Source organism: Lacisediminihabitans profunda, from assembly GCF_008040105.1.
Taxonomy (GTDB): domain Bacteria; phylum Actinomycetota; class Actinomycetes; order Actinomycetales; family Microbacteriaceae; genus Lacisediminihabitans; species Lacisediminihabitans profunda.
Genome location: NZ_VRMG01000005.1, coordinates 804,506 through 830,203, shown reverse-complemented (window position 1 = coordinate 830,203; position 25,698 = coordinate 804,506). Strand labels below are relative to the sequence as shown.

Sequence of the window (25,698 nt, the reverse complement as noted above, 5' to 3'; positions counted from 1 at the left end):
ACCGGCTCCCGGTCACGCCATTGTCGTTGTGCGACGACTATTCGCGCACGGTCGCGCCGAACCGCTCCGCGGCGATCGCTGCGCCCGCGAGCTTGGCGTCGCTCGCCTCGGCGGCGGTGAGGGTTCGATCCGGGGCACGGAAACGCAGGGCGAGCGTGATGGACTTGGATCCGGCGGGAACCCCGGAGCCGCGGTAGTCGTCGACGAGCCGGGCGTCCTCGAGCAGATCGCCCGCACCGTCGACGACCGCGGAGAGCACCTGGGCCGCCGGCACCTCGACGGGCACCACGAGAGACAGGTCCTGGGTCGCCGCCGGGAAGCTGGAGATGCTCACCGGAACGACCTCCCGAGCCGAGAACTCGATGAGCAGTTCGAGGTTGACCTCGAGCACGGCGGTGACTCTTGGCAGGTCGAGCTCGTCGGCGAGGGCGGGCAGCAGTTCGCCCGCGAAGCCGACCGCCTGGTTCGCCACGAAGAGCTCGGCCGTGCGCCCCGGGTGCATCGCGTGATGCGACCCCTGGCCAATGGTGAGGGCCGCGTCCACGGAGGCCGCGAGCTGCCTCGCCGCGTCCAGGGCATCCGCAATTCCGCGGGCCACCGCCGGCTGGCCCGGCTGGTGGACCACGGCCGCCCCCACGAACAGGGCGGCGACGTGCAGCGGCTGGGGCGGGATGCTTTCGAACAGTTCGCCCAGTTCCGTGAGCGACGGGCGCACGATTCCCGAGGGAAGCGGGCCGCTGCCGTACGACTCGCCTGCCTGCGGGCGGAACACGGAGCCGATCTCGTACAGTGCGAGATCGGTGAGTCCCCGGGACAGGTTGCGGTGGGCGACCTCGATGAGCCCCGGCAGGAGCGAGGTGCGCAGGAACGGCGACTCGGCATCGAGCGGGTTGAGCAGGCGGATCGCCGGCACCGGCCCCTCGACGGCCGAACCGAAGGTGTCGTTGGTCGCGCTCGTGACGAAGGGGTAGGAGAGCACCTCAGTGAGGCCGTTGGCGGCCAGCACCTGGGCCGCCGCCCGACGCAGACGCTGCGACCTCGACAGCCCTCGCCCGGGAGGAGCAGTCGGAAGCACGGCCGGGATGCGGTCGTAGCCGACGATGCGCGCGACCTCCTCCACGAGGGTCGCCTTGTCCGTGAGGTCGGGACGCCAGCTCGGCGGGGCGACGGAGAGGGCGCCCGTCGCGCGCTCGATGGTCGCGCCGATGTCGGTGAGCGCGGCGACGATCTCGTCGTCGCTGTAGTCGGCGCCGACGAGTGCCTCGACGTAGCCGTCCGGCAGCTCGATCGGCTCCGCGGCCACGGCCACGTTCCAGCGCGAACCGAGCGTGTCGGCGTGACCGCCCGTGAGGCTCTCGAGCAGTTCGACGACTCGGGCCGCCGCGGCATCCGCGATCGCCGGGTCGACGCCCCGCTCGAAGCGCTTCGACGCCTCGCTCGGCAGCCGGTGGCGACGCGCGGAGCGCGCGATCGACACCGGGTCGAAGTTGGCAGCCTCCACGAGCACGTTCACGGTGGTCGCGCCGATCTCGGTGGACGCACCGCCCATGACACCGGCGAGGCCGATCGGTCCGGAGTCGTCGGCGATGAGCAGGTCTTCGACGTGTAGCGTGCGGCGCTGGCCGTCAAGCGTCTCGAGGGTCTCCCCCGGCGCTGCGCGGCGCACGGTGATGCCCCCGCTGAGCGCATCGAGGTCGTAACCGTGCGTCGGCTGTCCGAGCTCGAGCATCACGTAGTTGGTGATGTCGACGACCACGGAGATGGAGCGGATGCCGGCGAGCTTGAGCCGGGCGACGAGCCACGCCGGCGACGGGCTGCCGGCGTCGATGCCGCGCACGACGCGCGTGACGAAGACGGAGGCACCGGTGCGACCGCGCACCGGAGACCGGTCGTCGATGGTGACCGGGAAGCCGGAGGCCGGGGCGTGCCGGAGCGCGGGAGCGAGGGCCGGATCCCGGAACTCCGCCCCGGTGGCATGCGCGTACTCGCGGGCGATGCCGCGGATCGAGAAGGCGTAGCCACGGTCGGGGGTGACGTTGACCTCGATGGCCCAGTCGTCGAGCCCGAGGAGGGAGATCGCGTCTGCACCGACCTCCGGGTCGAGGCCGAGGGAGGCGAGCCGAAGGATGCCGTCGTGCTCCTCGCCGAGGCCGAGTTCGCGCGCGGAGGCGATCATCCCGTCGGAGACGTGGCCGTAGGTCTTGCGGGCCGAGATGGGGAACGGGCCGGGCAGCGTGGCGCCCGGCAGAGACACGACGACCTTGTCGCCGGTGACGAAGTTGTGGGCTCCGCAGACGATGCCGCGCGGCTCCGCCTCGCCCACATCCACCTGGCACCAGTTGATGGTCTTGCCGTTCGACTGCGGCTCCGGCGTGAACTCGAGGACCTGGCCGACCACGATCGGTCCGCTCACCTCGAAGCCGTGCACGTCTTCCTCTTCGAAGCCGACGCTCACGAGCGCGGCGTGCACGTCTTCGGGAGTCGCGTCGAGGGGCACATCCACGAACTCGCGCAGCCAGCTGATGGGGACCCTCATCAGACCACCATCCCGAACTGCTGGCTGAACCGCACGTCACCCTCGACCATGTCGCGCATGTCGGCGAGGTTGTTGCGGAACATCAGGGTGCGTTCGATCCCCATGCCGAAGGCGAAGCCCTGGTATTCGTCCGGGTCGATGCCGGCAGCCCGCAGCACGTTTCGATTGACCATTCCGCATCCACCCCACTCGACCCAGCGTGCGCCGCCCTTGGCGCCCGGCTGCCAGACGTCCATCTCGGCGCTCGGCTCGGTGAACGGAAAGTAGTTGGGGCGAAGGCGGATCTTCGCCTCTGCGCCGAACATGATGCGAGCGAAGTGCTCGAGGGTGCCGCGAAGGTGGGCCATCGTGAGGCCCTTGTCGATGGCGATCCCCTCCACCTGGTGGAACACCGGCGTGTGCGTGGCGTCGAGTTCGTCGGTGCGGAACACCTTGCCGGGCGAGACCACGTAGAGCGGGAGTTCGCGGGTGAGCAGCGAACGGATCTGCACCGGGCTGGTCTGGGTGCGCAGCACGAGGTGCGAGTCGAGGGGATCGACGAAGAAGGTGTCCTGCATCGCCCGCGCCGGGTGGTCCTCGTCGAAGTTGAGCGCGTCGAAGTTGAACCACTCGTTTTCGAGCTCCGGGCCCTCCGCGATCTCCCAGCCCATGCCGATGAACACGTCGCCGATGGTCTCCTGCAGCAGGGTGAGCGGATGCCGTGCGCCGGGGATCCTGCGCGACGGCACGGCCGTGACATCCACGGCCTCGGCGGCGAGACGGGCGGTCTCCTCCGCGACGAACAGTTCGGCCTCGCGGGCGGCGAACGCCTGCGTGACCTGGCCCCGCGCCTGTCCGACGAGCTTGCCGGCAGCGGCCTTCTGATCGTTCGGTACGTCGCGCAGCATCCCGCCCAGCCGGGCGAGCACGGAGGACTCCCCCGTGTGCTCGGTTCGGGCGGAGCGGAGGGATGCCGAGTCGGTGGCGGCGGCGAGGGCCGCGAGGGCGGCCTCCACGGCGGCGGCGACCGACTCGTCGGTGATGTTCAGGGCGTCAGGCACGGTTCCCAAGTTTAGCGAGGAATCCGGGCCGCACCGCCCCACCCCGGCGTCGCGCAAGCCGCCGGGCGAACGCCGACAGTGACAGGTTGATGGCGAGGTAGATCACGAGGGTCACGAGGAACAGCGAGAGGAGGTACCGGTTGCCGTAGAAGCTCGCCATCTGGTTCATGGTCGTGCGGATGAGCTCGTTGTAGCCGACGATGAAGCCGAGGCTGGTGTCCTTGAGCAGCACGACGAGCTGCGCGACGATCACCGGCAGCATCTGCCGGAACGCCTGTGGAAACTCGATGAACGTCTTCGCCTGCAGCCGCGTCAGGCCGAGGCTGAGCCCCGCCTCGCGCTGGCCGAGCGGCAGGGAGGCGAGCCCGGCCCGCAGGATCTCCCCGATGATCGCGCCGTTGTACAGGCCGAGCGCGAGCACGACGGCCCAGAACGAGCCGAACGAGCTCGCCAGCAGGATGAAGAGCATGAGGAGCAGCACGGGCATGCCGCGGAAGAACTCGAGAACGACGGTGGTCGGCACCCGCACCCAGGCGTGGACGGACGTGCGCAGAGTCGAGAAACCGATTCCGATGGCGAGGGCGAGAACGGCCGCCAGCGCCGCCGCCTGCAGGGTCGCCAGCACGCCGAGACCGATGCCGCGCCAGACCCGCGGGTCCGCGAAGATGTCCCAGCGGGTGGGGTCGAATGAGCCGGGGAGGGTGATGCCCGAGGACACTCGAGGGGCGGCCAGAGTGAGGACAACCCAGACGACGACGGCGGCCACGACCACGAGGGTGACGATCGAGAGCGTCCGCGACCGGCGTCGTGACTTCGGGCCGGGTGCGTCGAAGAGCACAGAGGAGCTCATCGCCGTACCACCCATCTCTTTTCGAGTCGTGCCGAGAGCACACCGAGCGGAATCGTGATCACGAGGTAGAAGAAGGCGACCCCGAGCAGGATCGGGATGATGTTGTCTCCGTTCGCATTGGCGAGCTTCTTGCCGACCGTGAACAGCTCGGCCACGAAGAATCCGCCAGCCACCGAGGTGTTCTTGGCCAGGGCGACGAGCACGTTGACGAGCGGCGGGATCACCGTGCGGAACGCCTGCGGAAAGATCACGAGCGTGAGCGACTGGCCGAACCCCATCCCGAGGCTCCTGGCGGCCTCCGCCTGCCCGATGGGCACTCCGTTGACGCCGGAGCGCAGGGCCTCGGCCACGAACGGCGAGGTGTAGAGCGTGAGTCCGATGCTCGCGGCGGCGAAGTACGGAAGGGTCGCGCCGAGGTAGGGAAGAATGATCGCGCAGAAGAACAGCACGAGGGTGAGCGGGGTGTTGCGCAACGCCTCGGTGTAGACCGCCGCGGCACCGCTGAGGCCGGGCACCGGGGAGATGCGCATGGCGGCCACGAGGGTGCCGAGCACGAGCGCCCCCGCTCCCGCGATCGCGAACAGCGACAGCGTGAGGCCGAAGCCCTGGAGGTAGGACGGCAGGTTGTCGATCACGGCATTCATGGGTTCACTCCCCTCGGTTCGGTCTGGAGGTCTCGGCACGCGGGTGGCGGCCCGTCGAAGCACCGCCACCCACGCGACTGGGCTGGCCTAGTAGTTGTCGACGGCGGGCGGTGCGACGTACGGGAGCATCTTTCCGGCGGTGTCTTCCCAGGCCTTCTTGTAGCTGCCGTCCTTGTAGGACTTGGTCAACACCGAATTGACGTAGCTGCGGAATCCCTTGTCGTCGAGTTTGAGCCCGATGCCGTACGGCTCCTCCGTGAACGGCTTGCCGACGACCTTGAACTCGCCCTCGTTCTGCGCCGCCAGCCCGGCGAGGATCACGTTGTCCGTGCTGACCGCGACTGCCGCGCCCGAGCGCAGTGGCTCCAGGCAGTTCGAGTAGATGTCCGTCAGCAGCGGCTTGGCACCGATCTCCGCGAGCCTGGCCGCCGGCGTCGATCCGGTGACCGAACAGACCGGCTTGCCGACGAGATCCTTCTCGGACTTGATCTTCTTGTTGTCGGCCTTCACGAGGATCGACTGGCCGGCCGAATAGTACGGGCCGGCGAACGAGACCGCCTTCTTGCGCAGGTCGTTGATCGTGTAGGTGGCGATCACGAGGTCGACCTCGCCGGACTGGATGAACGGCTCGCGGTTGGCGGAGATGGTCTCCTTCCACTGAATGTTCTCGGCCTTGATGCCGAGGCTCGCGGCGATCATCTTGCCCATCTCCACATCGAAGCCGACCGGTCCGTCCGGGCCCTTGAGGCCGAACAACGGCTGGTCGAACTTGGTGCCGATGGTGATCTTGCCCGCCTTGGCGAGCTTCTCCATGGTCGAGCCTGCCGCAAAGGTGGGAACGGCCTTCGGCGTCGCTGTCGTGTCTGCTCCGCCGGAGCAGCCGGCCAGCATCAGCATCGCCGACGCCGCGATGGCGACGATCGTGAGGGTCTTCTTCATGGTGTTGGTGCCTCTCATTGGCGCTGCGTGGTCGTGCGTGTCCACCGAGGGTGGGCCACTCTGGTCGAACCAGACCTAGTGCGCGAGAACCTTGGACAGGAAGTCCTGGGCCCGCGGCGATTGCGGGTCGGTGAAGAACTTCTCGGGAGTCGCTTCCTCCTCGATCATCCCGTCGGCCATGAAGAGCACCCGGTCGGCGGCCTTCCGGGCGAACCCCATCTCGTGGGTCACCACGAGCATGGTCATGCCGTCCTTCGCCAGGCCGACCATCACATCCAGCACCTCGTTGATCATCTCCGGGTCGAGGGCGCTCGTCGGCTCGTCGAGCAGGATGAGCTTGGGCTCCATGGCGAGCGAGCGAGCGATCGCGACCCGCTGCTGCTGACCGCCGGAGAGCTGGGCGGGCATCTTGCCGGCCTGGTTGGCGACACCCACCCTGTCGAGCATCTCCATGCCGCGGGACTCGGCGTCCTTCTTCGAGAGCCTGCGCACCTTCATCGGGGCGAGGGTGACGTTCTCGAGGATCGTCTTGTGCGCGAAGAGGTTGAACGACTGGAAGACCATGCCGACATCGGCACGCAACCGGGCGAGCTCGGCGCCCTCCGAGGGCAGCACCTTCCCGTCGATGGTGATGGTGCCGGAGTCGATGGTCTCGAGGCGGTTGATCGCCCGGCAGAGGGTGGACTTCCCCGAGCCGCTCGGCCCGATCACGACCACGACCTCGCCCTTGGCGACCGTCGTCGAGATGTCCTTGAGCACGTGCAGGTCGCCGAAATGTTTGTTGATCCGGTCTACGACAACGAGAGGCCCCATGCCTCAAGCCAACCACACCCCCGTTCGGGGGCCGACCACTCAGTCCACTCCCGACCGGCCGGAAACGTCGAACGGCGCCGCGGATCGGGTCAGGTGCGCTGCGCGAATGCGCTCTCGTAGAGGCACACCGAGGCCGCGGTGGCGAGATTCATCGACTCCGCGTGCCCGTAGATCGGCACGGTGATCGCCCGATCGGCGAGGGCAAAATGCTCGTCGGTGAGGCCGCGGGCCTCGTTGCCGAACAGCCACGCGGTCGGCCCCGCGAGAGTGCCGTCGCGGCGCGCCTCGAGCAGGTCGTCGCCCTTCACATCGGCGGCGAGCACCGTCATTCCGGCCTCGCGAGCGCGCTCCAGCACCGATTCGAGCTCAGCGCCGACCGCCACGGGAAGGTGGAAGATCGACCCGGTCGACGCGCGGACGACCTTCGGGTTGTAGAGGTCCACGCTGCGGCCGGTGAAGATCACGCCGTCCGCACCCGCGGCATCCGCGGCCCGGATGATCGTGCCGGCGTTGCCCGGGTCGCGCACCTCCTCGAGGATGGCGATGAGCTTGGGCTCCGACCGCAGGATGTCCCTGACCGAAGTGGGAAATTGATGGCAGACGGCGACGATTCCCTGGGGTGTGACCGTGTCCGCCATGGCCTCGAGCACCTGTTCGGTGACGAATTCGACGTCGACGCCGGCATCCACCGCTGCCTGAGCGATGTCCGTGTAGCGCTCGATCGCGGTCGGAGTCGCGTAGAGCTCGACCACGAGTTGCGGCCGGAAGGTCATCGCCTCCGCGACGGCCTGCGGACCCTCGAGCAGGAACAGTCCGGTCGCGGCGCGGGCCTCCCGCTTGGCGAGCTTGGCGACGCTTCTGACACGGGGCGAACGCGGGTTATCGAGCACGTGAACGATTCTATTCCGGCAACGGCATGGAACGCCGGATCGCGTGGGCTCGGCGCGGAACGGCGAAAGGCCCGGGCGCTCGAGGTGCCCGGGCCTTCTGCAGCAGACGTGTCTGAGCGGTGATACCTACGCTGCGGAGACCTTCGGAGCGGAGGTGTCTGCCGGCAGAGCGGCCTTCGCGGTGGCGACGATCGCCGCGAACGTCGCGGGGTCGGTCACGGCGAGGTCGGCGAGGATGCGGCGGTCGACCCCGACGCCGGCCAGGTTCAGTCCCTGGATCAGGCGGTTGTAGGTCAGTCCGTTCGCGCGCGACGCGGCGTTGATGCGCTGAATCCACAGGCGGCGGAAGTCACCCTTGCGCGCACGACGGTCGCGGTACGAGTAGACGAACGAGTGGATGAGCTGTTCCTTGGCCTTGCGGTACAGGCGCGAGCGCTGTCCACGGTAGCCCTTGGCGCGCTCGAGGATGACCCGGCGCTTCTTGTGGGCGTTGACGGCCCTCTTTACTCTTGCCATTTCCTAAATCCTTTATTCTCTTCGGCGATGTGGATCGGCGTTACATGCCGAGTAGCTTTTTGATGGCCTTGACGTTGGCCGGGGCAATCACCTGGTCCTGGTTCAGGCGACGCTTGCGCTGGCCCGACTTCGACTCCAGGTTGTGCCGCATGCCGGCCTGCTGCTTCATGATCTTTCCGCTGCCGGTGACCTTGAATCGCTTCTTGGTCCCCGAGTGGGTCTTCTGCTTGGGCATTTCTCTCCTTATTCGTGCAACCCGACGGACTAGTCCGTCGTCACATCTGCTGGTGCAGTCTTGGGGGCAACGGCCCGCGGCTTCGGAATCGAGCCCGGCGTTGGCGTGGGGCGCGGGGCCGAGGGGACGGCTCGCGGCGTTGGCGGCTTCGCCTCGGAGGATGCCGGCTTCGCCGGGGCCGCCTTGGCGGGAGCCGCGGGAGCAGCTGCGGCGACCGGCGCAGCCGGTGCCGCCTTGTCCACCGGAGCGGCCGCGGGGGCAGCCTTCGCCGCCGGAGCGGCCTTCGGTGCGACGGCGGCAGCCTTCGGCTCCTCGACGGGCGTCTCGACTGGTGCGACCGCGACCGGAGCCTCGACCACGGGAGCGGCCACCGGCGGGTTCGCCGCGGCATCCGTCGCAGCCTTGACCGACTCGGGCGGCAGGGCGGGAAGCTCGGCGCTGGCCGGGCGCTCGGCGCGTTCCGGCTTCGCCTTCGCGATCTTCGCGTCGTGTTCTGCCTTCACCTCGGCCTTCGTCTTGAGCGGGCCGATCACCATGACCATGTTGCGGCCATCGATGGTGGGGGTCGACTCCACGGTGCCGAACTCGGAAACGTCTTCCGCGAATCGCTGCAGCAGGCGCACTCCCTGCTCGGGGCGCGACTGCTCGCGGCCGCGGAACAGGATCATGGCCTTCACCTTGTCGCCGCCCTGCAGGAAGCCCTCGGCGCGCTTGCGCTTGGTCTCGTAGTCGTGAACGTCGATCTTGAGTCGGAAACGGACCTCCTTGAGGATCGTGTTCGACTGATTGCGCTTGGCCTCTTTCGCCTTCTGCGCGGTTTCGTACTTGAACTTGCCGAAATCCATGATCTTGGCAACGGGAGGCTTGGAATTGGGAGCAACCTCAACCAAATCCAGGTCTGCCTCCTGGGCAAGACGAATTGCGTCTTCAATGCGCACTACACCGACCTGCTCGCCGTTGGGGCCAACAAGTCGGACCTCCGGCACGCGGATTCGGTCATTGGTACGGGGATCGCTGATGCGTAACTCCTTAGTCAGTTCTGTCGGCCAGAGCCGTTCGACGGGATGTCGGACTCACGACGAAGGAGGAAATTTGTGCCCCGGCGCCCGATTCGTTCGGTCACCAGGCACAGCACCCTGGACTCTCCGCAGGTCTTCGTCCTGACCTTTCGATCCGGATTCCAACCACACAGAGGGGGTACCAACAACCCGGTAACCTTGAAGAAGCGGTCAAGCGCGGGTGGGAGAATCTCCACTTTCGTTCCGAGGCCGAAGAGGCCGCGGAGCCAGCGTTCAGCATAACAGAGGAATTCCCCATGAGCGATACCCAGCACAGCCATGCTTTCACCGAGAACGACGCGGCGCGCGACATCGCCGACGTGCCGGCCATTGAGGTCATCAACACCGTGGCGGTCCACCTGCTCAGCGCGGCGGCCGTGAAGTGCGGCCTCGCCGACGATCCGGAGACCCAGCTCGACCTCGACGAGGCGCGCAAGCTGATCAACGCCTTGGCCGGCCTGGTCACCGCGAGCGCGCCCGACCTCGGCGACCAGCACGCCCGGGCCCTTCGGGACGGCCTCCGCTCCGTTCAGCTCGCGTTCCGCGAGGCATCCGCCATTCCCGATGCCCCAGGGCAGGGTGCCGGCGAGAAGTGGACCGGCCCGGTCACCTGACAGGCCGCCGCCGGCCTGCCGCGTCCGCCCCATCCCTTCCGGTTCCGGTTCCGGGTCCCGTTCCCGTTCCCGTTCCCGTTCCCGTTCCCGTTCCAGTTCTCGTTCCCGTTCCCGTTCCGAAATCCATGCATTTCTCCGGGAACGTCGCGTGTCGCGCACAACTGGGCGGCGTGTTGCCAGAATTGCATGGATTTCGGAAGGGGGACGGGCGGTTCGGCGTCCGTCAGTCCGCGGTGGCGAGCTGCAGGCGCAGGGAGTCGACCCGGCCCGCGATGATCTCGCTCTCCGACCAGCGCTGCTGCAGCCGCGCGAGCAGCGCGTCCAGCGTCTCGCGGTCAAGTCCCGGCCGGAGTCCCAGCCGCACCAGCAGTTCCGTGCCTTCAAGACGAGCGCCCGGATCGCCGGAGTCGAGCAGGATGGAGGCGACCGACTCCTCGGATTCCGCCAAGGCGAGGAACGCGGACAGCACCTCGGGGTCGAGATAGCTCGGCAGCCACGGCTGCGACTGCGCGATCGCCCACAGGGCGGGTCGGCGGATGGCGAACTCGGTGTCGGAGGCCGGGTCGAGAACGACGAGCCCGGTCCCCTCACTCGCCGCGGCCAGGGCCACGCGCACCGCGTCGGCCGGCACCGGGCGGGCGCCCGGGTTCCAGCGTCTCATCGTCTCGACCGAGCCGAACACCGGGAGCACGTCCCGACCGTCGGGCCCGGCCACCGTCACGATCGCGAGCTCGGCGCTCTTGTCGACGGTGAGGCCGTGTTCGCCGACGCCGGCCTCGGCGAGGTGGGAGACCAGCGGAATGAGCAGCCGCGACGCCCGGAACGCCTCGATCACCTCGACCTCGCCGGCCCGCCCGGCGCGGAAACGGCCGATCGCCTCGACAAGCGCCTCCGGTGCCGACCCGTCGTCGCCGGTGAAGGCGTTGTGATCGAAGTGCCGACCCTCCCACGGAGTGCCGGCCGAGTCTGCGGGGCGCTGGTCAGCGGTCATCAGCGGCCGGCGACATCCAGCGCCTCGACGAGCGTGAACTTCTTGGCGTAGAGCGCCTTGCCGACGATGGCCCCCTCGACGCCGTGCGGCACGAGCGCGCGCAGGGCCACGAGGTCGTCGAGGCTCGAGATCCCCCCGGATGCGACCACCGGCTTCTCGGTGCGCTCCGCGACCGTGCGGAGCAGCTCGAGGTTGGGTCCCTGGAGCGTGCCGTCCTTGGTGACATCGGTGACCACGTAGCGCGCGCAGCCCGCCGCCTCGAGGCGGTCGAGAACCTCGAAGAGGTCCCCGCCATCCTTTGTCCAGCCGCGCGCGGCGAGCGTCGTCCCGCGCACGTCCAGTCCCACCGCGATCGCATCGCCGAACCTGCCGATCACCTCCGCCGCCCACTCGGGGTTCTCGAGGGCGGCGGTTCCGAGGTTGATGCGCCGGGCTCCGGTCGCGAGAGCGGCCTCGAGGCTCGCATCGTCGCGGATGCCGCCGGACAGTTCGATCTGCACGCCGCCGCGCACGTTGTCGATCACGTCACGGATCACCTCGCGGTTGTCGCCGCGACCGAACGCGGCGTCGAGGTCGACGAGGTGGATCCACTCCGCCCCCTGCGACACCCAGTCCACGGCGGCGTCGAGCGGGCTGCCGTAACCCGTCTCGCTACCGGCCTCCCCCTGGGTGAGCCGCACGGCCTGGCCGCCGGCCACGTCGACGGCGGGGAGCAGGATGAGGCGTGGGGATTCTGTCGGGTCGCTCATGGTGACTTTCTTGGTTTCGGTGGCACGACGGTCTCGCCGCGAAGGGAGGTCAGTGGATGCGCAGCGAGGAGACCCAGTTGGAGAGCAGGCGGATGCCCGGCTCCCCGGACTTCTCCGGGTGGAACTGGGTCGCCGACAACGGGCCGTTCTCCACCGCGGCAAGGAAACGGGAACCGTGTTCCGCCCAGGTGAGGCGCGGCCCCGGGAACGGCGGCGTGGTTTCCAGAGTCCACTCCTGCGCGGCGTAGGAGTGCACGAAATAGAAGCGCTCGTCGGCGATTCCGTCGAAGAGCACCGAGTCGCCCGGCGCCTCGACCGTGTTCCAGCCCATGTGCGGCAGGATCGGCGCGCGCAGTTCCGTGACGACGCCCGGCCACTCGCCAAGCCCCTCGGTCTCCACGCCCCGCTCCACTCCGCGCTCGAAGAGCACCTGCATCCCCACACAGATCCCCAGCACCGGAAGCCCGCCGGCGAGCCGACGGTCGATCAGCTCGGCACCGCGAACGGCGGTGAGCGCCTCCATCACGGCGGAGAACGCCCCGACGCCCGGAACCACGAGGCCGTCGGCGGCCATCACCCGGCTGCGGTCGGCGGTGAGCTCGACCCGGGCACCGGCAACCTCGAGCGCCTTGGCGGCCGAGTGGACATTGCCGCTGCCGTAGTCGAGCACGACGACGGATGGCTGACTCACGATTACAAGGCACCCTTGGTCGACGGGATACCGCTCACGCGCTCATCCGGCGCCACCGCCTGGCGCAGCGCCCGCGCGAACGCCTTGAATTCGGCCTCCGCGATGTGGTGCGGGTCCCGACCACCCAGAACGGTGATGTGCACGGTGAGTCCGGCGTTGAAGGTGATCGCCTCGAAGACGTGCCGCACCATCGACCCGGTGAAGTGGCCGCCGATGAGGTGGAACTCGAAGCCGGCCGGCTCGCCGGTGTGCACGAGGAACGGGCGCCCGGAAACGTCGACGACCGCCTGAACCAGGGCCTCATCGAGCGGGACGAGCGCATCTCCGAAGCGCGCGATCCCCGCCTTGTCGCCCAGGGCCTCCCGAATCGCCGACCCGAGCACGATGCCGATGTCCTCCACGGTGTGGTGCACGTCGATCTCCGTGTCGCCACTCGCCGTCACCTCGAGGTCGATGAGCGAGTGCTTCGAGAACGCGGTCAGCATGTGATCGAAGAAGGGCACGGTCGTGTGGATCTTCGATGCCCCTGTGCCGTCGAGGTTGATCGAGAGCTCGATGCTCGACTCGCTCGTCTCACGCCGGAGGTGAGCCACACGCTGGTTGGTCATGCACCAATCCTATCGATGGCGCCGATCGGCCCGAGTCCAGCCATCGCCTCGAGGAAGGCAGTGGTCTCGGCCTCCGTGCCCGCCGTCACCCGAAGATGGTGGGGAATGGACAGGTCACGGATGATGATCTCGTGGTCGAGCAGCTCCTCGAACACCGCATGCGGGTCGGCCACGCCGCCGAACAGCACGAAGTTCGACCAGCTCGGCCAGGCGGGGTAACCGAGCTTCGGGAGTTCGACCAGGAGTCGGTCTCGCTGCGCCTTGATGTCGTCCACCATCGCCAGCATCTCCGTGCTGTGCGCGAGGGCGGCCACGGCGGCCGCCTGGGTGAGGGCCGAGAGGTGGTACGGGAGGCGGACCAGCCGCAGGGCGTCGGCAACGGCCGGGTCAGCGGCGAGGTATCCGAGTCTGGCGCCGGCGAACGCGAACGCCTTGCTCATGGTGCGGGAGACGATGAGACGTTCGCGGCCCTCGAGCAGGGTCAGCGCGGTCGGCAGCTCGGAGGGCGCGAACTCCGCGTACGCCTCGTCGACGACCACGATTCCGTTCGTTGCGTCGTACGCCGCCGCGATCGTCTCGAGAGACAGCGGGGTGCCGGTCGGGTTGTTCGGCGAGCAGAAGAAGACGAGGTCCGGAGTGGTTCGCTCGATCCACTGCACGGCGGTCTGCGGAGAGATCTCGAATCCCTCGTCCCGCTCCCCCGCCACCCAGCGCGTGCCGGTGCCGGCCGCGATGATCGAGTGCATGGAGTACGTGGGCGGGAAGCCGAGCACGCTCCGGCCGGGCCCGCCGAAGGCCTGCAGGATCTGCTGCAGAACCTCGTTCGAGCCGTTCGCGGCCCAGATGTTCTCCGCCGTCAGCCCGTGCCCGAGGTAGCCGGCGAGGCTCTGACGCAGGGTCGTGAACTCGCGGTCCGGGTACCGGTTGACGCCGAGTACCGCCTCGGCGAGAGCCTTGACGATGTCGGTGGCAACAGCCTCGGGGATCGGATGCGTGTTCTCGTTGACGTTGAGCGCAATCCGCACCTTCTTCTGCGGGGCGCCGTACGGGGTGAGACCGCGAAGGTCGTCTCGAATGGGGAGATCGCTGAGTGAAGCCACCAGTCAATGCTAGGGGCGCTTCGGATCTGTGACGTTCGCGGGCACCTCTGCGAGGTCGCGCCGCGCGAACGTGCCCTCGGCCAGCACTGCGACGCCGGCGCATGGTCCGAGTGCTGCGGCTAGTGCGAGTACTGCGTCGGGATGGCGATCTTCTGCCCCGGCTGCAGGTTGGTGCTCTCGAGCCGGTTGAGGTGCACGATGTCGGCCACGACATCGCGAATGTCGGCCGACGGCGCCACGCTCTCCGCGACCTGCCAGAGTGACTGCCCGGGCTCGACAGTCACATAGTCGAACGAGGTGGAAGCGACCTGCCCGGTCGCGACGGCGCTGCCGCCATTGATGGCGAAGACCAGCGCGCCGATCACGAGTGGGATCGCGGCGAGCGAGGTGAGAACGACGCGACCGCGACGGGTGAGACGCAGGTGGACGGCGGGAGAGGCGGAAGCGCGGATGGCGGCTGCCGTCGTGCCGAGCGCCATCGGGTTGCCTGCCATCGAGTTGAATGCGATCGAGTTGATTGCGATCGTGCTCATCGTTTCGCCTTTCCCTGCTCCGTCGGGTGAACTGTTCGGGCCCACTCGGCCCATCACGGGGTTTTCGTATCCGACACTCGGCCGGGAGTGCCGGATACGAAGCTTTGTTCCGAACATACCTTCGATTCTTGCCATAATCAACCCCAATCTTCGAGACCAGTGCACCGAGAACCTGCGACACACTCGAACAGATGTTTGTTTATCGGTCGAATGGTGGATACAGTTTCGATTGTCTGGACTGAATCAAACAGACACCACCGACATTGATGGTGGCGAGGCCACGGCCGCGCCGCGCACGACCTGGAGGATGACGTGAGCGAACCACGCGAGGCTGGCCCGCAGCAGGAGAAGCCGGGCACCCGGCGCCGCAAGAGCCTGAGCGACAAGCAGCTCGCGATCCTCGACTTCATCCAGCGCGCCGTGGCGACCCGCGGCTATCCGCCGAGCATGCGCGAGATCGGCGACGCGGTCGGGCTCTCGTCCCTTTCGAGCGTCACTCATCAGCTCAACCAGCTCGAATTGAGCGGCTATCTCCGCCGCGACCCGAATCGTCCGCGGGCGCTCGAGGTGCTCATCGATCTCCAGCAGGAGGAGGGCGGGGTCGTCTCGGACAATCCGACTCCGATCGGCGACGCCGCGATGGTGCCGCTCGTCGGGCGCATCGCCGCCGGAATCCCGATCACAGCCGAACAGCAGATCGACGAGGTCTTTCCTCTGCCCCGCCAGCTGGTGGGCAAGGGCGAGCTGTTCATGCTCAAGGTGTCAGGAGACTCGATGATCGACGCGGCTATCTGCGACGGCGACTGGATCGTCGTGCGCCAGCAGAAGACCGCCGAGAATGGCGACATCGTCGCCGCGATGCTCGACGAGGAGGCGACAGTCAAGGTGTTCCAGCAGCGCGACGGTCACACCTGGCTGCTGCCCCGCAACTCCGCCTTCGCGCCCATCCTCGGCGACCACGCCGAACTGCTCGGCAAGGTCGTGGCGGTGCTGCGCTCTATCTGACGCCCTCGCTCGTCTCGGCTGTCGGACGAACGCCACGGGGCAGCAGATGCCAGGCCAGGCACGCGAGCGCCACGATAAGCCCACCCACCGAGAGCGATCGCGTCACCGACCAGTGCAGCACCGTGCGGTCGAACGCGCCAGCGCCGGAGACGACGCCGCCGACCAGGATGCCCAAGGCGATCGCGGCGACGACCGCGGCGACGACGATCCAGGCCGTCACTCGCCACCGGTCGGCGACCCTGGTCGTCGGCGAGGCGTGCAACGGCGTCACGCGCGCCCAGCGTGCGGCCCACCCGGCGACGATCGCAAGTCCCGCGATGCTGCTGGCGTATTGCGCCCAACGGTAGACCGCGAACGGCCCGAGGTGCTCGCGAAGCAGGCCGATCCGCAGCACGGCCCAGCCATCCGAATGGGTGAAGGAGTCCCAGATCAGATGGGTGACGGTTCCGAGCAGGACGGACACCAGCACGACGAGCGCGACCCTCAGCCTGGCCGTCCAGGCCGACGGCAGGGCAGCCGACGGCGGCATCCGGCGCCTCAGCCAGGCCGGGGCAAAGTCGAGCAGCGGCGCGCGCACGACGAAGAACCAGAGCAGCAGACAGGCGATCGCGAGCGGAAGGTCGAACGGCAGGATGCCCGCGAGCGAGTGGGTCTGTTCGCGATGCAGTCCGAGGGGGACGAAGAACGGCAGGTCGGGCACCATGCTGCCGATCACGAGCGCGGCCGACGCCAACGGGAGGCGCACGAACGGTAGCACCGCGGCGATGTGACTCGGGGTGAAGGGCACCCGTCCACCCTACGGCCGGTCGGCTACGGCGTCACTAGTCCGTAGCCGCCCGGCCTCGGGCATCGTGGTCGGCTAGTGCGCGTGCACCCGCTCGCGCACGGCCCGCGTCGCAGCGACAACGTTGGTGAGCGACGCGACGGTCTCGTCGTAGCCGCGGGTCTTGAGCCCGCAGTCCGGGTTGATCCAGACCTGGCGCTCCGGGATCGACCCGAGAGCGATCTCGATGAGGTCGGTGACCTCCTCGACGGATGGCACCCGCGGCGAGTGGATGTCGTAGACGCCCGGCCCGATGCCGCGGGCGAAGCCGCTGTGCTGGATGTCCGGGACGACCTCCATCTTGGAGCGCGCCGCCTCGATCGAGGTCACATCGGCGTCCAGCTTGTTGATCGCGTCGATCACGACGCCGAACTCCGAGTAGCAGAGATGGGTGTGGATCTGCGTCTTCGGCGCGACCCCCGAGGTCGCGAGGCGGAACGAACGCACCGACCAGTCGAGGTAGGCAGGCTGGTCGGCCTTCTTGAGCGGCAGCAGCTCGCGCAGCGCCGGCTCGTCGACCTGGATGATGCCGATGCCTGCCGCCTCGAGGTCTTCGATCTCATCGCGGAGGGCGAGGGCCACCTGGTTCGCGGTCTCGCCCAGGGGCTGGTCGTCGCGCACGAAGCTCCAGGCGAGGATGGTGACCGGCCCGGTGAGCATCCCCTTGACGGGCTTGTCGGTGAGGCTCTGCGTGTAGGCCGACCATTCCACCGTGATCGGCGCCTCGCGGGCGACGTCCCCCCAGAGGATGGACGGACGCGTACAGCGGCTGCCGTAGGACTGCACCCAGCCGTTCTGGGTCACCGCGAAGCCGTCCAGGTGCTCGGCAAAATACTGCACCATGTCGTTGCGCTCGGGCTCGCCGTGCACGATCACGTCGATGCCGATCCGCTCCTGCAGCTCGACCACGCTCTTGATCTCGGACTTGAGGAACTCGATGTACTCGTTCTCGCTGATCTCGCCGCGGGCGTTGGCCGCCCGCGCCTTGCGGATGCCGCCGGTCTGCGGGAAGGACCCGATCGTCGTCGTCGGCAGGAAGGGCAGGTGCAGCGCGGCCTCCTGCGCGGCGAGCCGCTCGGCGTAGTCGCCGCGCGCGAAGTCGGCCTCGGTGAGCGCGGCGGCGCGTGCACGCACATCACCGTCGCGCACGCCCGGGGCGACCCGGCGGTCGGCGAGGGCGGCGGACGCGGCATCCAGCTCCCCCTGGATGGCGCCCCTGCCCTCGGCGAGGCCGGTCGCGAGGGTGGCGATCTGGGCGACCTTCTGGTCGGCGAACGCGAGCCAGCTCTTCAGGCGCTCGTCGAGCAGGGGCTCGTCCGCGACGTCGTGGGGGGTGTGGAACAGGCTGGTCGACGACGTAACGGCGACGCTGGGGCTGAGGGAACGGAGCGCCTCGAGCGTGTCGAAGGCGGCGGACAGGTCACCGCGCCAGATGTTGTGGCCGTCGACCACGCCTCCGACGAGCGTCTTCTCTGTGCGGAAGCCCGTCGGCAGTGAGCCGCGCACGAGGTCGAGTCCGATCGCCTCGACGGGGGTCTCGCCGAGCACGGGAAGCGCGTCGTCGAGGCTGCCGTACGGGGCAGCGACGAAGATCTGCGGTCGCACCGGCGCGGCGCCGAGGGCGTCGTAGGCCCGCTTGGTGGCCGCGAGCACCTCGGCGCGCGGCACCTCGATGCTCTCGCTCACGAGGGCCGGCTCGTCGAGCTGCACCCAGTCGGCGCCCACCGCGGTGAGCGCGGCGAGCAACTCCGCATACACCGGCAAGAGGTCGTCGAGGCGATCGAGCGGCTGGTAGCCCTCCGGCGCCCCCTCGCTCGCCTTGCTGAGCAGCAGGAACGTGACCGGGCCCACGATCACGGGACGCGTGCGGAAGCCGGACGTGGTCGCCTCGGCGACCTCGCGGATCAGCCGGTCCGAGGCGAGGTGGAATCTGGTCTCAGGTCCGATCTCGGGAACGAGGTAGTGGTAGTTCGAGTCGAACCACTTGGTCATCTCGGCCGGGGTGTTGTTGCCCTCGCCGCGGGCGATCGTGAAGTATCCCGCCAGGTCGATGGTGCCGTCGGCAGCCACGAGGGACTCGAAGCGGGTGGGGATGGCACCCACGGTGACCGCGGCATCCAGCACCTGGTCGTAGAAGGAGAAGGCCTCGGGAATCGAGGAGTCCGTGGCGCCGAGGCCGAGCGAGGTGAGCCGTTCGCGGGTCACGCGGCGGAGTTCGGCCGCGCGCGACTCGAGCTCCTCGGCGGTGATGCTGCCGGCCCAGAAGGCCTCGACGGCCTTCTTGAGTTCGCGACGGCGGCCGATCCTCGGGTATCCGAGGATGCTGCCGGTGGGGAATGAGGGCGCAGTCATGCTGATTCCTTGATGTTCGCTCGAGCGGTGGATGGTGTCGCGGTGGTGAGTCCGACCCCTTCGAGCACGGATAACACCGCCTGATGCTGGTTGAAGGGATAGAGGTGGAGTCCTGGGGCACCGCCGTCGAGAACCTCGGTGGCGAGGCCGATCGCGTGTTCCACGCCGATCGCATGCTGCTCCTCGACGGAATCGGTCGACTCGAGGCGGCGCGCGAGGCTCTCCGGCCGGCGCTCCCCGGTCAGTTCGAGGATTCGAGACAACCGAACCGGGTTCGTCGCGGGCATGATCCCCGGCAGGATCGGGATCGTGACCCCCGCGGCCATCGCGTCGGCCACGAACCGCAGGTAGTCGTCGGCGTGGAAGAACAGCTGGGTGATCGCCATGGTCGCGCCCGAGACTTGCTTGGCGAGCAGCGTGTCGATGTCTTGGTTCGACCGCACGGACCGCGGATGCCCGTTCGGGAACGCCGCGACGGCCACCCGCACCTTTGCGCGGCTCGTCGGAATCTGGCCGACCCCGCCCGCGCTCCTGGATCTCAGCGTCGCGTACTGCGCGCGCTCCGTCTGCACGCGGTGGATCAGCTGCACGAGTTCCGACGCGCTGCCGAGGTCACCGAGGAAGTGGTCGCCCTCGACGGCGCCGCGGGGCGGATCGCCTCGCAGGGCGAGGAAACTCGTGACGCCGGCGTCGAGGAACTCCCGCACCAGCCGGTTTGCCTCGAAGTGCGACGAGCCGACACAGGTGAGGTGCGCGAGCGGGCTCACCGAGGTGTTCTCGAGGATGTACCGCAGCACGTGCAGCGAACTCTGACGCGAGGATCCGTTGGCCCCGTAGGTCACCGAGATGAAGTCCGGTCCCACCGCCGCCAGTTGCTGGATGGTGTGCCACAGATTGTGCTCCGCCGCGTCGGAGCGCGGGGGGAACAGCTCGAACGAGAACGGAACCCGCTCGAGACCGTGCGCCTCCGTCGTCGTCACGCCTCAGATCCAATCCATTGTGGATGTCCTGGGGCCCGCATCCGGGGCCCACAGGGCATCTCTGTGCAGAAATGCGGGGCCAAAGGCCTCCTTGTGGGCGGGTGCCGGGCTCGGCTGTCGCACCGTCGCCGGGCGTACCCGGACGAGTGATAAATCAGCCTAGCAAGACCGGGCGTCTGTTGCCGAGTGTTACGCGGGAACCCGCGCGACGGAGAACGGTCGGAGGGTTGCGGCGTGCTCCTCTGTCACGAGCACCGCCACCCGGGTGCCGCTCTCCTCGTACGTCGTCTCGAGGATCCTGCCGTTGTCGTGGAGCGAGGAGACCAGATCACCCCGGTCGTACGGGATGAGCAGCTCGAGTTCGATCGAGGGCGCGGGCAGCGCCACGTCGATCGCCGCCAGCAACTCGTCGATTCCCTCGCCGGTGCGGGCGGACGCGAAAATCGCGTTCGGCTCGAGGCCACGCAGCACGAGCCGCTGGTCGTCGTCGATGAGATCGCTCTTGTTGAAGACCACGATCTCGGGGATGTGCCGAGCCTCGACCTCGCCGATCACGTCGCGCACGGTGGCGAGCTGGCTCGCCGGATCCGGATGCGAGGCATCGACCACATGCAGGATCACGTCGGAATCCGCGATCTCCTCGAACGTGGATCGAAACGCCTCCACGAGTTGGTGCGGAAGGTTGCGCACGAAACCGACGGTGTCGGTGAAGGTGTAGCCGCGGCCATCCTCGGTGACGTTCTTGCGCACCGCGGTGTCGAGGGTGGCGAACAGGGCGTTCTCCACGAGGGCGCCCGCCCGCGTGATGCGGTTGAGCAGCGACGACTTTCCGGCGTTCGTATAGCCGGCGATCGCCACGGACGGCACCGAGTTGCGGTTGCGGTTGGCGCGCTTGGCCTCGCGGGCCGGCTTGAAGCCGAGGATCTGCTTGCGCAGGCGGGACATCCGAGTGTGGATGCGGCGGCGGTCGAGTTCGATCTTCGTCTCACCCGGTCCGCGGCTGCCCATTCCGTTGCCCGCCCCGACCTGGCCACCGGCCTGGCGGGACATCGACTCGCCCCAGCCGCGCAGTCGCGGCAACAGGTATTCGAGCTGGGCCAGCTCGACCTGGGCCTTGCCCTCCCGGCTCTTCGCGTGCTGGCTGAAGATGTCGAGGATCACGGCCGTGCGGTCGATCACCTTGACCCGCACCACGTCCTCGAGCGCCCGCCGCTGGCTGGGGGCGAGCTCGCTGTCCACGATGACCGTGTCGGCTCCGACGCTCGCCACGACATCCCGCAGCTCGAGGGCCTTGCCCTTGCCGAAATAGGTGCTGGGGTCCGGCGTCGCCCGACGCTGGAGGAGGCCGTCGAGCACGATGGCGCCCGCGGTCTCTGCCAGCGCAAAGAGCTCGCGCATGGAATTCTCGGCCTCGGCGGCGTTGCCCTGGCCGTAGATGCCGATCAGCACGACGCGCTCGATGCGCAACTGCCGATACTCGACCTCTGTGACGTCCTCCAGCTCGGTCGAGAGGCCGGCTACTCGGCGCAGGGCCTGGCGGTCCTCCCGGTCGAACTGGTCGCCGTCGCTCGTGGACTCGTGGCCGAGCGCCTCGGTCTGGAGCGCCTGTGCTCCGCCGCTCGAGAACAGCGTGAATCCGGCGGAACGCGATGCCGCCCTCGCGAGCACGCGGTCGATCGGATCGAGCACGTCCGTGCCGTCCGTTTCGGCCTCGATCTGCTCCACGCCTTCACTCTCAATCATCTGGTTAACCCTAGCTCCTCGTATTTCGATAGGTTTCTCTCCATGGCCAATGAGCATTACTTCTCGGAAACTCCAGAGAGTGAACTCATTTTTCGCCAGATCCGGGTGCCGCTCGCTGGCGAACTCCGCGATCTCACGACCTCGAACGGCATCTTCAGCCCGGAGCGCATCGACGTCGGCACGAGCGTGCTGCTCGCCAACACCCCTCCGCCGCCGCCCGGCGGCAACCTGCTCGACCTCGGCTGCGGCTGGGGGCCGATCGCGCTCACTCTCGCGCTCGAGTCTCCCCGCGCCACGGTCTGGGCCGTGGACGTGAACGAACGCGCCCTCCAGCTCGTGCGGCTAAATGCTGAGAAATTGGGCATTACCAACATCAACGCCTGCAAGCCCGCGGATGTTCCCGCCGACGTGCAATTCACGACCATCCGCTCGAATCCGCCCATCAGGGTCGGCAAGGACGAACTGCACAGCATGCTCGAGATGTGGCTCCCGCGCCTCGAGCCGGAGTCGGATGCCTGGCTTGTCGTGCAGCGCAATCTCGGCTCGGACTCGCTGCACCGCTGGCTCGAAGGCACGTTGCCCGCGGACTTCTCGGTCGTGCGCGCCGCGACCAACAAGGGCTACCGCGTGCTGAGGGTGCGACGCCGCTAGCTCAGATCTGCAGGGTGCCCTCGAAGACGAGGTCTGCCGGCCCGCTGAGGGACACGTGTTCGCCGTCCTCCGCCGCCCACATCCGCACGCCGAGAGTGCCTCCCGGCACCTCGACCTTCCACTGGTTCGGAGCCCCCGGCCCCGCCCAGTGACGCGTGGCGAGCGCCGCCGCGGCGGCACCGGTTCCGCAGGAGAGCGTCTCGCCGCTCCCCCGCTCGTGCACCCGCATGCGGATACGGCCCACGCCATCCTTCACCATCGGGTCGAGCGGGACGACGAACTCCACGTTCGCCCCCTCTGGGGCCTCTGGCTCGAGCACCGGGATGAAGGTCAGGTCAGCCGAGTCGAGTTCGGCGTCGCTCGACAGCGCCACGACGACGTGCGGGTTGCCGACATTGATGCCGAGCCCCGGGCGCGCCACCTGCAGGTTCTTCGCCCGCACGAGCGGCTCGCCGCCGTCGAGCGACCAGCGCCCGAGGTCCACCTGGAAGCCGCTGGAGTTGCCCTGCACGTCGCGCACGCCGCCCCGGGTTCCGATCGCGATCGTCTGGCCGGCTCCGAGCTCGACGAGCCCGTTGTCCACGAGGAAGCGCGCGTAGACACGGATGCCGTTGCCGCACATCTCCGACGGGGAGCCGTCGGCGTTGTGGTAGTCCATGAACCACTCGGCCGACTCGTCTTCCGCGAGGGCCGCCGCCCCGTCCGGGAGGCTTCTGGACCGCACCGCGCGAATGATCCCATCGCCGCCGACGCCGAAGTGCCGGTCGGCGATCGCCGCGAGCTGCTCCGGTGTCAGGTCGATGAGGCCGTCGGGATCGGCGAACAACACGAAGTCGTTCCCGGTTCCGTGGCCCTTGGTGAAGTGCAGTTCAGGCATGGCTCAAGACTAGTTGCAGGGCGCTCGCCACTCGTTCCGGGTCGTCGTAGGCGAGCCAGCTGGTGTGCGGATCACGGGCGAACCAGCCGACCTGACGGCGGGCGTACTTGCGGGTGAGGGTGGCGGTCAGCTCGATGGCCTCACCCTCCGTCAGCTCGCCCCGCACCTGGCCGATGGCCTGGGCATAGCCGATGGCACGCGACGCTGTCACCCCGATTCCCCGCTCCACGAGGGCCGCGGCCTCCTCCACGAGACCGTGCGCCCACATGCCCCGAACGCGTTCGTCGAGCCGGGACACGAGCTCGGCCCGCGGCGCGGAGACCCCGATCATCACGGTGGGGGTCCACTGCCGGGTCTCCGCGCCGAGACCCGCACCGAATGGCTCGCCGGTCAGCTCGATCACTTCGAGGGCGCGCACGATCCGTCGGCCGTTGTACGGGCCGATAGCGACGGCCGCCTCCGGGTCGAGCTCGCGCAGCCGCGCGTGCAGCAGGCCCGGCCCGGACTCGACGAGTTCCCTCTCGATCCGATCCCGGATCACCGGGTCGGTGCCCGGAAAACGGAAGTCGTAGACGACGGAGGAGACGTAGAGGCCCGACCCGCCGACGAGGATCGGAATGGCGCCTCGGCCCCGCACCTCCTCGATCGCGGCGCGGGCATCGGACTGGTAGGCCGCGACGTTCGCCTCGTCGGTCGGCTCGAGCACGTCGAGCAGGTGGTGGGAGATACCGCGCCGCTCCGTCACCGGCAGCTTCGCCGTGCCGATGTCCATGCCACGGTAGAACTGCATCGCGTCGGCGTTGACGATCTCCGCCGTCATCCCGTGGGCCGCGAGCCCCTCCGCGAGGTCGAGGGAGAGGGCCGACTTGCCGGTGCCCGTTGCCCCGACCACGGCCACGAGCAGGCCGCTAGCGCTGCCCATCGGTGACGTCGTAGATCGGGATGGTCGTCGCCCGCAGGCCGGGAAGCCCCAGGGAGACCCGACCCGGCGTGCTCGCGGCGCCGGCGGGGGCCGGTACGCCGCAGGACTCGGCGTCCGCGCGGTCCCAGGCGTCGCCGGCGATGGTGCGGCGGATGTTCAGCGGCGCACCGTCGAACGAGTCGGCCAGGAGGTAAAAGGGCTTGGCGTCGGAGATCCGCACCGTGACGATGTCGCCCGGCCGCGGGGTCTCGCTGTGCGGGGTCACCTCGAAGTGCACGAGCCTGCTGTCCTCGGCCCGACCGGACAACCGATGCGTGTCGGCATCCTTCGACCCCTCGGCGCCGACGAGAACGTTGACCTCCGTGCCGACGAGCTTCTGGTTCTCCTCCCAGGAGATGCGGTCCTGCAGCGCGACGAGTCGCTCGTAGCGCTCCTGCACCACCGCCTTGGGCACCTGGTCGTCCATGGTCGCGGCCGGGGTCCCCTCCCGGATCGAATACTGGAAGGTGAAGGCGGTGGCGAACCTCGCCTGCTCCACGACCCGCAGGGTGTCCTGGAAGTCCTCTTCGGTCTCGCCCGGGAACCCCACGATGATGTCGGTCGAGATCGCGGCGTGCGGGATGCGGGCGCGCACCCGGTCGAGAATCCCGAGGAACTTCTCGGACCGGTAGCTGCGGCGCATGGCCTTGAGCACCGCATCCGATCCGGACTGCAGCGGCATGTGGAGCTGCGGCATCACCGAGGGCGTCGCGGCCATCGCGTCGATCACATCGTCGGTGAAGGCCGCGGGGTGCGGGCTCGTGAAACGGATGCGCTCGAGACCGTCGATCTGACCGGCGGCGCGGAGCAGCTTGCCGAACGCCTGCCGGTCGCCGAATTCGACGCCGTAGGAGTTGACGTTCTGGCCGAGCAGCGTGACCTCGATCGCGCCGTCGTCGACGATCGCCTGGATCTCCGCCAGGATGTCGCCGGGGCGACGGTCCTTCTCCTTGCCGCGGAGGGCCGGAACTATGCAGAACGTGCAGGTGTTGTTGCAGCCGACGGAGATCGACACCCACCCGCTGTAGGTCGACTCACGCCTCGTCGGGAGGGTGGACGGAAAGACCTCGAGCGACTCGAGGATCTCGAGCTGCGCCTCGCCGTTGTGCCTCGCCCGCTCGAGCAGGGTCGGGAGCGAGCCCATGTTGTGGGTGCCGAAGACCACGTCGACCCACGGCGCCTTCTCGAGGATGACGTTCTTGTCCTTCTGGGCCAGGCAGCCGCCGACGGCGATCTGCATGCCCTCGTGCTTCTGCTTGACGGAGGCGAGGTAGCCGAGGTTGCCGTAGAGCTTGTTGTCCGCGTTCTCGCGCACCGCGCAGGTGTTGATCACCACGACGTCTGCCTGCTCGCCGTTCGCCTTCACGTAGCCGGCGGCCTCGAGGGAGCCACTGAGGCGCTCGGAGTCGTGGACGTTCATCTGGCAGCCGAAGGTGCGCACCTCGTAGGTGCGAGCCTTCGCCTCGAGTTCGGGGCGCACGGGAGCGGTCATCGTCATG

Annotated in this window: 26 protein-coding genes; 3 read left to right on the top strand and 23 right to left on the bottom strand. The window is 68.5% G+C overall.

Going from position 1 to position 25,698, the window contains the following annotated elements; genetic code table 11:
• Positions 1–37 precede the first annotated feature (37 nt).
• From pheT to infC, 10 genes are all read right to left on the bottom strand, one after another.
• Complete coding sequence (pheT, locus tag FVP33_RS08480; protein WP_147783146.1) at positions 38–2,536, bottom strand: phenylalanine--tRNA ligase subunit beta; 2,499 nt, start codon at positions 2,534–2,536, stop codon at positions 38–40.
• Positions 2,536–3,576: a phenylalanine--tRNA ligase subunit alpha gene (gene pheS / locus FVP33_RS08475; protein WP_147783145.1), complete on the bottom strand. Its 1,041-nt coding sequence runs from the start codon at positions 3,574–3,576 to the stop codon at positions 2,536–2,538. Before pheS ends, pheT begins: the two co-directional genes overlap by 1 nt.
• On the bottom strand, positions 3,569–4,426 hold the full coding sequence (locus tag FVP33_RS08470; protein WP_147783144.1) for an ABC transporter permease subunit: 858 nt from the start codon (positions 4,424–4,426) through the stop codon (positions 3,569–3,571). The genes pheS and FVP33_RS08470 overlap by 8 nt, the downstream gene beginning before the upstream one ends.
• Positions 4,423–5,070: an amino acid ABC transporter permease gene (locus FVP33_RS08465; RefSeq protein ID WP_147783143.1), complete on the bottom strand. Its 648-nt coding sequence runs from the start codon at positions 5,068–5,070 to the stop codon at positions 4,423–4,425. The genes FVP33_RS08470 and FVP33_RS08465 overlap by 4 nt, the downstream gene beginning before the upstream one ends.
• An 87-nt stretch (positions 5,071–5,157) precedes the next feature.
• A complete protein-coding gene (locus tag FVP33_RS08460) occupies positions 5,158–6,009 on the bottom strand; it encodes a glutamate ABC transporter substrate-binding protein (RefSeq protein WP_147783142.1) in 852 nt (283 codons plus the stop codon).
• A gap of 75 nt (positions 6,010–6,084) precedes the next feature.
• Entirely contained in the window at positions 6,085–6,822 is a 738-nt protein-coding gene (locus FVP33_RS08455) for an amino acid ABC transporter ATP-binding protein (protein WP_147783141.1), read from the bottom strand.
• Positions 6,823–6,911: 89 nt separating this feature from the next.
• Positions 6,912–7,712: a TrmH family RNA methyltransferase gene (locus FVP33_RS08450; RefSeq protein WP_147783140.1), complete on the bottom strand. Its 801-nt coding sequence runs from the start codon at positions 7,710–7,712 to the stop codon at positions 6,912–6,914.
• A 126-nt stretch (positions 7,713–7,838) separates the two neighbouring features.
• Complete coding sequence (gene rplT, locus FVP33_RS08445; protein ID WP_147783139.1) at positions 7,839–8,228, bottom strand: 50S ribosomal protein L20; 390 nt, start codon at positions 8,226–8,228, stop codon at positions 7,839–7,841.
• 40 nt (positions 8,229–8,268) lie between these two features.
• Complete coding sequence (gene rpmI / locus FVP33_RS08440) at positions 8,269–8,463, bottom strand: 50S ribosomal protein L35 (RefSeq protein WP_147783138.1); 195 nt, start codon at positions 8,461–8,463, stop codon at positions 8,269–8,271.
• A 29-nt stretch (positions 8,464–8,492) separates the two neighbouring features.
• Positions 8,493–9,449 (bottom strand): translation initiation factor IF-3, encoded by a 957-nt coding sequence (gene infC, locus FVP33_RS08435; RefSeq protein WP_246142236.1) that lies wholly within the window; start codon positions 9,447–9,449, stop codon positions 8,493–8,495.
• 329 nt (positions 9,450–9,778) lie between these two features.
• Between infC and FVP33_RS08430 the strand changes: the two genes are divergently transcribed.
• Complete coding sequence (locus FVP33_RS08430; RefSeq protein ID WP_147783136.1) at positions 9,779–10,135, top strand: DUF1844 domain-containing protein; 357 nt, start codon at positions 9,779–9,781, stop codon at positions 10,133–10,135.
• A gap of 223 nt (positions 10,136–10,358) precedes the next feature.
• On the opposite strand, the gene FVP33_RS08425 is transcribed toward FVP33_RS08430, so the two are convergent.
• The 6 genes from FVP33_RS08425 to FVP33_RS08400 all read right to left on the bottom strand — a co-directional run bounded on the left by FVP33_RS08425 (position 10,359) and on the right by FVP33_RS08400 (position 14,807).
• Positions 10,359–11,126, bottom strand: a complete 768-nt coding sequence (locus FVP33_RS08425; protein WP_147783135.1) for an SseB family protein — start codon at positions 11,124–11,126, stop codon at positions 10,359–10,361.
• Complete coding sequence (priA, locus tag FVP33_RS08420; RefSeq protein ID WP_147783134.1) at positions 11,126–11,875, bottom strand: bifunctional 1-(5-phosphoribosyl)-5-((5-phosphoribosylamino)methylideneamino)imidazole-4-carboxamide isomerase/phosphoribosylanthranilate isomerase PriA; 750 nt, start codon at positions 11,873–11,875, stop codon at positions 11,126–11,128. The genes FVP33_RS08425 and priA overlap by 1 nt, the downstream gene beginning before the upstream one ends.
• Before the next feature lie 49 nt (positions 11,876–11,924).
• Positions 11,925–12,566: an imidazole glycerol phosphate synthase subunit HisH gene (gene hisH / locus FVP33_RS08415; RefSeq protein WP_147783133.1), complete on the bottom strand. Its 642-nt coding sequence runs from the start codon at positions 12,564–12,566 to the stop codon at positions 11,925–11,927.
• A gap of 2 nt (positions 12,567–12,568) precedes the next feature.
• A complete protein-coding gene (gene hisB, locus FVP33_RS08410) occupies positions 12,569–13,174 on the bottom strand; it encodes an imidazoleglycerol-phosphate dehydratase HisB (protein WP_147783132.1) in 606 nt (201 codons plus the stop codon).
• Positions 13,171–14,274 carry a histidinol-phosphate transaminase gene (locus FVP33_RS08405; protein WP_187270622.1) on the bottom strand — a complete coding sequence of 368 codons (1,104 nt, stop codon included), beginning with the start codon at positions 14,272–14,274 and terminating at the stop codon, positions 13,171–13,173. Before FVP33_RS08405 ends, hisB begins: the two co-directional genes overlap by 4 nt.
• A gap of 119 nt (positions 14,275–14,393) precedes the next feature.
• Positions 14,394–14,807 carry a LysM peptidoglycan-binding domain-containing protein gene (locus FVP33_RS08400; RefSeq protein WP_246142235.1) on the bottom strand — a complete coding sequence of 138 codons (414 nt, stop codon included), beginning with the start codon at positions 14,805–14,807 and terminating at the stop codon, positions 14,394–14,396.
• Between the two features lie 312 nt (positions 14,808–15,119).
• On the opposite strand from FVP33_RS08400, the gene lexA reads away from it, so the two are divergent.
• Positions 15,120–15,812 carry a transcriptional repressor LexA gene (lexA, locus tag FVP33_RS08395; RefSeq protein WP_147783130.1) on the top strand — a complete coding sequence of 231 codons (693 nt, stop codon included), beginning with the start codon at positions 15,120–15,122 and terminating at the stop codon, positions 15,810–15,812.
• On the opposite strand, the gene FVP33_RS08390 is transcribed toward lexA, so the two are convergent.
• The 4 genes from FVP33_RS08390 to hflX form a co-directional block, all read right to left on the bottom strand.
• Positions 15,805–16,599 carry a DUF4184 family protein gene (locus FVP33_RS08390; protein WP_147783129.1) on the bottom strand — a complete coding sequence of 265 codons (795 nt, stop codon included), beginning with the start codon at positions 16,597–16,599 and terminating at the stop codon, positions 15,805–15,807. The genes lexA and FVP33_RS08390 overlap by 8 nt on opposite strands.
• Before the next feature lie 72 nt (positions 16,600–16,671).
• Positions 16,672–18,987 (bottom strand): 5-methyltetrahydropteroyltriglutamate--homocysteine S-methyltransferase, encoded by a 2,316-nt coding sequence (gene metE, locus FVP33_RS08385; protein ID WP_147783128.1) that lies wholly within the window; start codon positions 18,985–18,987, stop codon positions 16,672–16,674.
• Positions 18,984–19,967 (bottom strand): methylenetetrahydrofolate reductase, encoded by a 984-nt coding sequence (locus FVP33_RS08380; RefSeq protein WP_147783127.1) that lies wholly within the window; start codon positions 19,965–19,967, stop codon positions 18,984–18,986. Before FVP33_RS08380 ends, metE begins: the two co-directional genes overlap by 4 nt.
• Before the next feature lie 189 nt (positions 19,968–20,156).
• Complete coding sequence (gene hflX, locus FVP33_RS08375; RefSeq protein ID WP_147783126.1) at positions 20,157–21,710, bottom strand: GTPase HflX; 1,554 nt, start codon at positions 21,708–21,710, stop codon at positions 20,157–20,159.
• A gap of 42 nt (positions 21,711–21,752) precedes the next feature.
• Here hflX and FVP33_RS08370 point away from each other — a divergent pair, with 42 nt between their 5' ends.
• The gene (locus tag FVP33_RS08370; protein WP_147783125.1) at positions 21,753–22,361 is read left to right on the top strand and encodes a class I SAM-dependent methyltransferase; all 609 of its coding nucleotides are present in this window, start codon (positions 21,753–21,755) and stop codon (positions 22,359–22,361) included.
• Between the two features lies 1 nt (position 22,362).
• On the opposite strand, the gene dapF is transcribed toward FVP33_RS08370, so the two are convergent.
• Genes dapF through miaB form a run of 3 tightly spaced genes read right to left on the bottom strand, consistent with a single transcriptional unit; the run spans position 22,363 to position 25,697 of the window.
• Positions 22,363–23,238 carry a diaminopimelate epimerase gene (dapF, locus tag FVP33_RS08365; RefSeq protein ID WP_147783124.1) on the bottom strand — a complete coding sequence of 292 codons (876 nt, stop codon included), beginning with the start codon at positions 23,236–23,238 and terminating at the stop codon, positions 22,363–22,365.
• A complete protein-coding gene (miaA, locus tag FVP33_RS08360; RefSeq protein ID WP_147783123.1) occupies positions 23,231–24,160 on the bottom strand; it encodes a tRNA (adenosine(37)-N6)-dimethylallyltransferase MiaA in 930 nt (309 codons plus the stop codon). The genes dapF and miaA overlap by 8 nt, the downstream gene beginning before the upstream one ends.
• Complete coding sequence (miaB, locus tag FVP33_RS08355; RefSeq protein ID WP_147783122.1) at positions 24,147–25,697, bottom strand: tRNA (N6-isopentenyl adenosine(37)-C2)-methylthiotransferase MiaB; 1,551 nt, start codon at positions 25,695–25,697, stop codon at positions 24,147–24,149. Before miaB ends, miaA begins: the two co-directional genes overlap by 14 nt.
• Position 25,698 lies beyond the last annotated feature (1 nt).

What these genes read in the sequence shown, in the direction of transcription:
- pheT (WP_147783146.1), bottom strand. Translation starts at nt 2,536, where the DNA reads ATGAGGGTCCCCATCAGCTGGCTGCGCGAGTTCGTGGATGTGCCCCTC.
- FVP33_RS08470 (WP_147783144.1), bottom strand. Translation starts at nt 4,426, where the DNA reads ATGAGCTCCTCTGTGCTCTTCGACGCACCCGGCCCGAAGTCACGACGC.
- FVP33_RS08465 (WP_147783143.1), bottom strand. Translation starts at nt 5,070, where the DNA reads ATGAATGCCGTGATCGACAACCTGCCGTCCTACCTCCAGGGCTTCGGC.
- FVP33_RS08460 (WP_147783142.1), bottom strand. Translation starts at nt 6,009, where the DNA reads ATGAAGAAGACCCTCACGATCGTCGCCATCGCGGCGTCGGCGATGCTG.
- FVP33_RS08455 (WP_147783141.1), bottom strand. Translation starts at nt 6,822, where the DNA reads ATGGGGCCTCTCGTTGTCGTAGACCGGATCAACAAACATTTCGGCGAC.
- rplT (WP_147783139.1), bottom strand. Translation starts at nt 8,228, where the DNA reads ATGGCAAGAGTAAAGAGGGCCGTCAACGCCCACAAGAAGCGCCGGGTC.
- rpmI (WP_147783138.1), bottom strand. Translation starts at nt 8,463, where the DNA reads ATGCCCAAGCAGAAGACCCACTCGGGGACCAAGAAGCGATTCAAGGTC.
- FVP33_RS08430 (WP_147783136.1), top strand. Translation starts at nt 9,779, where the DNA reads ATGAGCGATACCCAGCACAGCCATGCTTTCACCGAGAACGACGCGGCG.
- FVP33_RS08425 (WP_147783135.1), bottom strand. Translation starts at nt 11,126, where the DNA reads ATGACCGCTGACCAGCGCCCCGCAGACTCGGCCGGCACTCCGTGGGAG.
- priA (WP_147783134.1), bottom strand. Translation starts at nt 11,875, where the DNA reads ATGAGCGACCCGACAGAATCCCCACGCCTCATCCTGCTCCCCGCCGTC.
- hisB (WP_147783132.1), bottom strand. Translation starts at nt 13,174, where the DNA reads ATGACCAACCAGCGTGTGGCTCACCTCCGGCGTGAGACGAGCGAGTCG.
- FVP33_RS08400 (WP_246142235.1), bottom strand. Translation starts at nt 14,807, where the DNA reads ATGAGCACGATCGCAATCAACTCGATCGCATTCAACTCGATGGCAGGC.
- metE (WP_147783128.1), bottom strand. Translation starts at nt 18,987, where the DNA reads ATGACTGCGCCCTCATTCCCCACCGGCAGCATCCTCGGATACCCGAGG.
- hflX (WP_147783126.1), bottom strand. Translation starts at nt 21,710, where the DNA reads ATGATTGAGAGTGAAGGCGTGGAGCAGATCGAGGCCGAAACGGACGGC.
- FVP33_RS08370 (WP_147783125.1), top strand. Translation starts at nt 21,753, where the DNA reads ATGGCCAATGAGCATTACTTCTCGGAAACTCCAGAGAGTGAACTCATT.
- dapF (WP_147783124.1), bottom strand. Translation starts at nt 23,238, where the DNA reads ATGCCTGAACTGCACTTCACCAAGGGCCACGGAACCGGGAACGACTTC.
- miaA (WP_147783123.1), bottom strand. Translation starts at nt 24,160, where the DNA reads ATGGGCAGCGCTAGCGGCCTGCTCGTGGCCGTGGTCGGGGCAACGGGC.
- miaB (WP_147783122.1), bottom strand. Translation starts at nt 25,697, where the DNA reads ATGACGATGACCGCTCCCGTGCGCCCCGAACTCGAGGCGAAGGCTCGC.